Source organism: Sphingomonas sp. AC449 (assembly GCF_979253475.1).
On sequence record NZ_CEEDCZ010000021.1, the window covers coordinates 1 to 7,782 of the forward strand.

The window sequence follows — 7,782 nt, forward strand, 5'->3', positions numbered from 1 at the left end:
GACCTATTCCCGTCATCCTGACGAAAGTCAGGATCCAGAGCCGTAGGGGCCGGCGCTCGGGGCTCTGGATCCTGACTTTCGTCAGGATGACGCGGGGGGTGGGGACGGCGCTCGTGACCCTGGGTCCTGACTTTCGTCAGGATGACGAGGGGCGTGGGGGTGGGGGTCTTAGCCTCACGTGCCCTCACCCTCCCACGCTTTGCGTGGGCCCCTCCCTCTCCCCCTAGGGGAGAGGGGGTTTGTGTTTCGGGCGTCCTTCGGGGCGCCTTTTTTTATTTCTTGGCAGGGAGATGGACATGACGGTGATGGATCGGCCGATGCTCGAGGGGGCGGCGCCTTCGGGTGCGTTTGCGGGGTTCGTGCGGAGCGGTGCGACGATCGAGATGAAGGCGTTTACCGGGGTCTCGGGCGATGCGGGCGGCTATGCGGTGCCGCGCGAGGTGGATGCGCAGATCGATGCGGTGCTCAAAGGCATCTCGCCGATCCGGGGGATCGCCAATGTCGTGAAGGTGGGTTCGGCGGGGTATCGCAAGCTCGTCACGACGGGCGGCACGCCGTCCGGCTGGGCGGCGGAGAATGCGGCGCGGCCCGAGACGGCGACGCCGGTGTTCGTCGAGATCGTGCCGCCGACCGGCGAGCTCTATGCCAATCCGGCGGCGAGCCAGGCGATGCTCGACGATGCGGCGTTCGATGTCGAGGCGTGGCTGGCGGGCGAGATCGCGATGGAATTCGCCAAGGCGGAAGGCGCGGCGTTCGTCGGCGGATCGGGCAGCGGGCGGCCCAAGGGGTTCCTGACGCAGCCGACCGCGGCGACCGCGGACGGGACGCGGGCGTTCGGGACGCTGCAATATCTGGCCTCCGGGACGGCGGGGGATTTCTCGGCGAGCCCGCAGGAGCGGCTGATCGACCTCGTCCAGGCGCTGCGCGCGCCGTATCGGCAGGGCGCGAGCTTCGTGATGAATGCGAGCACGCTGGCGCGGATCAGGAAGTTCAAGACGAGCGATGGGGCGTTCGTGTGGGCGCCTTCGCTGGCGGCGGGGCAGCCGGCGACGTTGCTCGGCTATCCGGTGATCGAGGCGGAGGACATGCCGGACATCGCGGCGAATGCGCTGGGAATCGCGTTCGGAAATTTCAAAGCTGGGTATCTGATCGCCGAGCGGGCGGAGACGGTGATCCTGCGGGATCCGTATTCGAACAAGCCGTTCGTCAATTTCTACGCGACCAAGCGGGTGGGTGGGTGCGTGACGAATTCGGAGGCGATCAAGCTGATGAAGTTCTCGGTGAGCTGATGGGGTGTGAGGGGGTGGGGTGGGGTTGCGAGCCTCACTTGCCCTCACCCTCCCACGCGCAAGGGCGCGTGGGCCCCTCCCTCTCCCCTGGGGGGAGAGGGGTTTTTTGGGAGATTCCTATGGGTGAGCAGGGGGTGCCGGTGACCGTTGTCGCGGACGCGGTGGTGGCCGTGCGGGCGGTGTTGCGGCTGGAGGGGAGTGCGGAGGACGCGTTGCTCGGGCGGGTCTGTGCGACGGCGATCCTGCTCTGCGAGGCGTTTGTCGGCGGCGCGATCGTCGCGCGGGTGGCGGGCGGCAGCGTCGGCGCGGTGCTCGCGACGCTGGCGCAGGCGGCGGGCGGCTGGTTCGCGCCGGGACCCGGTGGAACCGCGCTGACGCTGTGCGATCCCGCGAGCGCGGCGGGCGACCTGCCGGTGATCGTCGATGCGGGCGTGAGGGCGGGCGTGAGCGCGGATGGGCGGGGTACGGATATGAAGGTGCGCGCGGTCGCGGCGAGCGACAGCGTGCCGCGGACGATGACGATCGGCTATTATGACGCCGCGCGCGACTATCAGACGGGGTTGCAGCGCGTGCGGCGGGCTGGCGCGGGGCCGGGCGGGCGCGACGAGCGGATCGCGCTGGCCGCGGTGCTGTCGGCGGGCGCGGCCAAGACGATCGCGGCGGCGGTGCTGGCGCGCGCCGAAGCGGAGCGCGTGCGGCGGACGGTGCGGCTGGGGCCGGGCGGGCTGGCGCGGACGCCGGGGTCGGTGGTGCGGATCGCAGATCCGGCGGGCGTGCCCGAGCCGGGGATCTGGCGGATCGTCGAGACGATGGTCGAGGCGATGGTCACGACGCTGGTGCTGACGCCGGTCGAGATCGCGCCGGTCGCGGTCGCGGGCAGCAGCGGGCGCGTCGCGGCGGCGGTCGATGCGGTGATCGGCGCGAGCCGGCTGGCGGCGTTCGAGACGCCCGGGCTCGAGGATGCACCGCTCGCGGCGCCGCGGCTGACGGTGGCGGCGGGCGGCAGCGGTGCGGGGTGGCGGCAGGCGGCTTTGCTCTATTCGATCGACGACGGCGCGAGCTGGGTCACAGCGGGTGCGACCGCGGCGCCCGCGACGATGGGGCGGATCGCGGTGGTCGCGGCGGCGCGCGGCGCGCTGCTGTGCGACGCCGCGGGGGTGTTCGAGGTGGTGCTCGCGCGGCCCGACATGCTGCTCGCGGATGCGGACGATGCGGGGCTCGACGCGGGGCGCAACCTCGCGCTGGTGGGGGACGAGCTGATCCAGTTCGGGCGCGCGGACCCGGTCGGCGCGGGGCGGTGGCGGCTGACGCGGCTGTGGCGCGGGCGCCGCGGGACCGAGGCGGCGATCGGCACGCAGGCGCCGGGCGACGCGTTCGTGCTGATCGAGGCGGATGCGATGCGAACGATCGACCTGCCCGTCGCGGCGATCGGTCAGACGGTGCGCGTGCTCGCGTCGGGGGTCGGCGATACCGAGCCGGTCGAGGCACGCTGCGTGCTGGCCGGGCGGTCGGTGCTGCCGCCGTCGCCCGTCGGGCTCCGCGTCGCGCCTGCCGGCAATGGCGACGCCGCGGTCCGCTGGATCCGGCGCAGTCGGGCGGGGTGGCGGTGGATCGATGGCGGCGACGTGCCGCTGGGCGAGGACGTCGAGGTCCATGTCGTGCGGGTCGTGCCCGCGACGGGCGCGGTGCGGACGGTCGAGACGAGCGTGTGCAGCGTGACCGTCACCGCGGCGGAGCGCAGCGCCGGGCCGGTCGCGGTCGAGGTGCGGCAGCGCGGGCTTTTCGGATTGTCCGCACCGGCGCGGATCATGGTGGCAGCAGCGGGAGAGGCGACATGACGATCGACACGGGGATGACGGGGGATCGCAGCGCGCGGCTGGGGCTGCCGCTGCTGCAACCCGGACAGGCGCAGAAGGAGATGGTGCACAACGAGGCGCTGACGCTGCTCGACATCCTGCTCGACGCGAGCGTCGTCGCGGCGGGGGTGAGCGTGCCGCCCGTCGATCCGGCGCCGGGGGCGTGCTGGATCGTTGGGGCGGCGCCCGGCGGCGACTGGACCGGGCAGGCGCAGGCGATCGCGGGCTGGACCGCGGGCGGCTGGCGGTTCGCGGTGCCGCGCGCCGGGATGACCGCGTGGTGCGAGGATCGGGCGATGCAGCTGCGCTTCGACGGCACCGTCTGGGCGGGGGCGGACATCGCGGGTGCGCGAGTCGTGATCGGCGGCGTTCCCGTGGTGCAGGCCCGCGGCGCGGCGATCGCGGACGTCGTCGGCGGCAGCGTCGTCGACGACGCCGCGAGGGTCACGATCGGCGCCATTTTGGCCGCGTTGCGGAACCATGGGCTGATTGCCGCGTAAACACCCCGGAAACTGTGTCGTTCCAGCAACACCCCCGGTTTTTGTTCGCTTGCGTGGAAACAAGGCGGAGGATAGGGAGTTTGCGATGTCCGTGTGACACTCATGAAAGGGGATTTATATGCGGAAGCTTGCCGTCGTTCTGGCACTCGCCTCCACCGCACTCGCCACTCCTGCCCTCGCCCGCGACAAGTCGTGGTACGTTGGCATCGAAGGCGGTGCGATGATCGTTGAAGACATCGATTACGACATCGGTGCACTCAACAACGCCGCTTCGGTCGACCATGACTATGGTTATGACGTCGATGCAGTCATGGGCTACGATTTCGGTGGCTTCCGCCTCGAAACCGAAGTCGGCTACCGCAAGGCAACCGTGGACGGCTTCTCGTCGACCACGACCACGCCGGCGTTCAACGGTGCAGGCGCACTCGTGAACGCACCGTCGGGTAACTACGATTACGCTGGCGGTTCGTCGTCGGCGCTCAGCTTCATGCTGAACGGCCTGCTGGACTTCGGTCCGGACGATGGCATCCAGGGTTTTGTCGGCGGTGGTGTCGGTGTTGCTCGCGTCAAGGCGAACTACGCTCTCAACAACCGTGGCGACTTCCTGAACGACTCGGACACCGTGTTCGCCTATCAGGGCCTCGCCGGTATCCGTGCACCGCTGACCGACCATGTCGACGCGACGCTGAAGTATCGCTTCTTCAACGCCGAGAACGTCAAGCTGGTCGACGTGTCGAACCGCGTGTTCGACGGTCGTTACCGTTCGCACAGCATCCTGGGCGGCCTGACCTACAACTTCGGCGCGCCTGCAGAGCCAGTCGCACCGCCGCCGCCGCCGGCACCAGAGCCCATGGCTCCGCCGCCGCCGCCAGCACCGGTCGAAGTCGTTTGCTCGCCAGGTCCGTTCATCGTGTTCTTCGAGTGGGACAAGTCGGACATCACGCCTGAGGCTGCGTCGATCCTCGACAACGCCGTCACGCAGTACCAGTCGTGCGGCAACGCACAGGTCATGCTGGCAGGCCACGCCGATAAGTCGGGTTCGGCATCGTACAACGTCGGTCTCTCGCAGCGTCGTGCAGACGGCGTCCGCGCCTATCTGTCGTCGCATGCGATCCCGGATGGCGTGATCTCGACCGAAGCGTTCGGTGAGAGCCGTCCGCGCGTCGACACCGCCGATGGCGTGCGCGAAGTGCAGAACCGTCGCGTGGAAGTCACCTACGGTCCGGGTTCGGGCCAGTAAGACTTCTGCCTTCCGATCCTTTCGGGTCGGATGCGGGACTACGATTGGGGAGGTTGGCGCGAGCCGGCCTCCCTTTTCTTTTGTCTGGTGGTCTTGGGGGGCGGGGAAAGAAGTCTGGTTCGCGCGGAGGCGCGGAGATGTTTGCGGCGGGCGGCGTGGGCAATGCCGCGGTGTGGTGCTGCGCTACGCGCGGGGGTGTCGTTGTCCGCGCGTCAGGACCTCGAGCCCGGCGCTATGTCCCTCTCGTCATCCTGACGAAAGTCAGGACCCAGAGCCCAGCAGCGACGGCGTTCGTAACCCTGGATCCTGACTTTCGTCAGGATGACGGGGTTGGGGCTGGGGTCGTGTGCCTAGACTGGGAGGCGTGCCGTGATGGACAGCGGCGTTGCCCGCGCGGGACGCACGTCCGGATCTGAAGCCTGTCACCAACACCCCCCCTCCCGTCATCCTGACGAAAGTCAGGATCCAGAGCCAAGCAGCGGCGGCGTTTGTGACCCTGGGTCCTGACTTTCGTCAGGATGACGGGCGTGGGTGGCGCATCAGCCGGTGGAGTCGGCCTCGAGCGCAGGCGCGAGCCAGTCCGGAACGCGCGCGTCGCCCAAAGCGTCGGTACGGCGGTGGTCAACCATCAGGTCGAGCGCGGGATAGGTGACGCGCGTGCGGCTGCTCGGTTCGGTGAAGGGCGCGACGACGAGGCGGCGGTTGACCTTCGACCGGTGGTGCATCCGCGCGGTGTTCTCCTGGCCGACATAGCAGCCCTTGGTGAAGCTGACGCCGTTCAGCTCGCGCGCATTGCATTCGAGCCAGAGCGTCTCGCCATTGCCGAGCTCGGCGACGCCTTCGGTCACGCCGAGCGACAGCCGGTGTGCGTGCCAGGCGGGCGCGGCATCGCCTGCCGCTGCGTCCGCGGGGGCGAGCCAGCGGTGGCCGAGCGCGGGGAGCCGCGGGTCGGGGCTGCCCTCAGTCCCCGTCGGCGACCAGTGGACATGGAGCGGATCGGGCCCGATCGTGATCGCGCGGCGCAGGCGGTACAGCGTCAGCCGCTTCGCCAGCGCCTCGGCTTGCGTCGCCTCGACATCGACCAGCACATCGGCGCCGTCCGCCCAGAGGATGAAGTCGAACAGCACCTTGCCCTGCGGCGACAGCAATGCGGCCCAGGCGGGCGCGCCGGGCGCGAGCAACGCGGTGTCGGCGGTTACCAGCCCCTGCAGGAAGCCGCGGACGTCCTCGCCCGCGATGCGCAGCACCGCGCGGTCGGCGAGGCAGGTGGCCGTGTCGGGCCGGGTTGCGCTGTCGGGCTGGGTCATACCTTTCACCTAGTGCGCGCCGGGCGATTTCCAAGGCGCGCAACTGTCTGGCGTCGTCAGCCGCGCGTCGGTAGGAGGGCGCATGACCGACAGCATCACGATCCGCCGCCCCGACGACTGGCATCTCCATCTGCGCGACGGCGCGATGCTGGGCGCGGTCGCGCCGCACAGCGCGCGGCAGTTCGCGCGCGCGATCATCATGCCCAACCTGACCCCGCCGGTGACGACGATCGCCGCCGCGCGCGCCTATCGCGAGCGGATTCTCGCGGCGGTCGGCGGTGCCGATTTCACGCCGCTGATGACCTGCTATCTAACCGACGGCACCGATCCCGCCGAGATCGAGCGGGGTCATGCCGAGGGCGTGTTCACCGCGTGCAAGCTCTACCCCGCGCATGCGACGACCAATTCCGCGCACGGCGTCACCGATATCCGCGCGCTGACGGGCGTGCTCGAGACGCTGCAGCGGATCGGCATGCCGCTGCTGATCCACGGCGAGGTGACGGACAAGAGCATCGACATCTTCGACCGCGAGGCGGTGTTCGTAGAGCGGACGCTCGCGCCGCTGACGCGCGACTATCCCGAGCTGAAGATCGTGCTCGAGCACATCACCACCGCCGAGGCCGCGGCGTTCGTGACCGAGGCGGATCACCCGATCGCCGCGACGATCACCCCGCAGCATCTGCTGATCAACCGCAACGCGCTGTTCGACGGCGGGCTGCGGCCGCACGCCTATTGCCTGCCCGTGCTCAAGCGCGAGACCCACCGGCTTGCGGTGCGGAAGGCCGCGGTGTCGGGGAGCCCGCGCTTCTTCCTCGGCACCGACAGCGCACCGCATGTCGTGGGCGCGAAGGAATCGGGCTGCGGCTGTGCGGGGATCTTCAACGCGCCGTTCGCGCTCGAGGCGTATCTCGGCGTGTTCGACGCGGAGGGCGCGATCGACCGGTTCGAGGGTTTCGCGTCCGAACATGGCGCGCGCTTCTACGGGCTGCCGCTGAACGAGGGGACGGTGACGCTGGTGCGCGAGCGCGTGATCGTGCCCGAGCGGGTCGGGGAGGGGGATACGGCGGTCGTGCCGTTCCTCGCGGGGACCGATGCGGGGTGGCGGTTCGCGGGCTAAGGCGCGCCGTCCGTTTCCCTTCTCCCGACATCCTGACGAAGGTCAGGATCCAGGGTTACATGCGTTGTCCTGCCTGGCTCTGGATCCTGACTTTCGTCAGGATGACGGATCCTGTGCGAGTCGGTCGAGCCACAGCCGTGCCTCCTTCTGCTCGCCGGGCGCGCTCGCGCTGACCGGGCCGCGCGCGGCGAAGAAGTCGCGGTGGAGCGCGAACGGGTCGAGCATCACCCGGTCGCGCATCGCATCGATCTCGGTGCCCATCTCGGTCAGCGCGGCGATCGTCGGTGCGATCGCGGTGCGGACGCGGCGGTCGCTGCTGCGGTCGAACAGCCCGAGCGATCCGCCCGCGGTCTTTTCGAGCGCGGCGATCAGCGTTGCGCGATACTCGGTTTCGAGGTCCTCGCGCTGGGCGTCGAGACGGGCGAGGCGGTCGGGTTTGGCCATGGCGGGGGTGGTAGGGGATTGTGGGGGTG

7 protein-coding genes are annotated in these 7,782 nt (G+C 69.8%); 5 read left to right on the plus strand and 2 right to left on the minus strand.

The genetic code is table 11. From position 1 onward, the window contains the following. Nucleotides 1-296: 296 nt before the first annotated feature. The 4 genes from AC0CH3_RS17540 (at nucleotide 297) to AC0CH3_RS17555 (ending at nucleotide 4,885) form a co-directional block, all read left to right on the plus strand. Nucleotides 297-1,289 (plus strand): phage major capsid protein, encoded by a 993-nt coding sequence (locus tag AC0CH3_RS17540; protein ID WP_192098601.1) that lies wholly within the window; start codon nucleotides 297-299, stop codon nucleotides 1,287-1,289. A gap of 140 nt (nucleotides 1,290-1,429) precedes the next feature. Beyond that, nucleotides 1,430-3,127 (plus strand): GTA baseplate fiber-binding domain-containing protein, encoded by a 1,698-nt coding sequence (locus AC0CH3_RS17545; protein WP_465238110.1) that lies wholly within the window; start codon nucleotides 1,430-1,432, stop codon nucleotides 3,125-3,127. Then, complete coding sequence (locus AC0CH3_RS17550) at nucleotides 3,124-3,645, plus strand: DUF2793 domain-containing protein (protein ID WP_354301209.1); 522 nt, start codon at nucleotides 3,124-3,126, stop codon at nucleotides 3,643-3,645. Before AC0CH3_RS17545 ends, AC0CH3_RS17550 begins: the two co-directional genes overlap by 4 nt. 118 nt (nucleotides 3,646-3,763) lie before the next feature. Further along, nucleotides 3,764-4,885, plus strand: coding sequence for an OmpA family protein (locus AC0CH3_RS17555; protein WP_333995304.1), 1,122 nt, complete (start codon nucleotides 3,764-3,766; stop codon nucleotides 4,883-4,885). A 539-nt stretch (nucleotides 4,886-5,424) separates the two neighbouring features. Here the strand turns inward: AC0CH3_RS17555 and ygfZ are convergent. Beyond that, the gene (ygfZ, locus tag AC0CH3_RS17560; RefSeq protein WP_354301212.1) at nucleotides 5,425-6,192 is read right to left on the minus strand and encodes a CAF17-like 4Fe-4S cluster assembly/insertion protein YgfZ; all 768 of its coding nucleotides are present in this window, start codon (nucleotides 6,190-6,192) and stop codon (nucleotides 5,425-5,427) included. An 82-nt stretch (nucleotides 6,193-6,274) separates the two neighbouring features. On the opposite strand from ygfZ, the gene pyrC reads away from it, so the two are divergent. After that, nucleotides 6,275-7,309, plus strand: a complete 1,035-nt coding sequence (pyrC, locus tag AC0CH3_RS17565; protein ID WP_354301214.1) for a dihydroorotase — start codon at nucleotides 6,275-6,277, stop codon at nucleotides 7,307-7,309. A 96-nt stretch (nucleotides 7,310-7,405) separates the two neighbouring features. Here pyrC and AC0CH3_RS17570 read toward each other — a convergent pair. Further along, the coding region (locus AC0CH3_RS17570; RefSeq protein WP_465238111.1) for a hypothetical protein at nucleotides 7,406-7,782 on the minus strand (377 nt) is incomplete at its 5' end.

Excerpts from the sequence above, each read along its gene's own strand:
- ygfZ (WP_354301212.1), bottom strand. The coding sequence starts at position 6,192 with ATGACCCAGCCCGACAGCGCAACCCGGCCCGACACGGCCACCTGCCTC.
- AC0CH3_RS17540 (WP_192098601.1), top strand. The coding sequence starts at position 297 with ATGACGGTGATGGATCGGCCGATGCTCGAGGGGGCGGCGCCTTCGGGT.
- AC0CH3_RS17550 (WP_354301209.1), top strand. The coding sequence starts at position 3,124 with ATGACGATCGACACGGGGATGACGGGGGATCGCAGCGCGCGGCTGGGG.
- AC0CH3_RS17555 (WP_333995304.1), top strand. The coding sequence starts at position 3,764 with ATGCGGAAGCTTGCCGTCGTTCTGGCACTCGCCTCCACCGCACTCGCC.
- pyrC (WP_354301214.1), top strand. The coding sequence starts at position 6,275 with ATGACCGACAGCATCACGATCCGCCGCCCCGACGACTGGCATCTCCAT.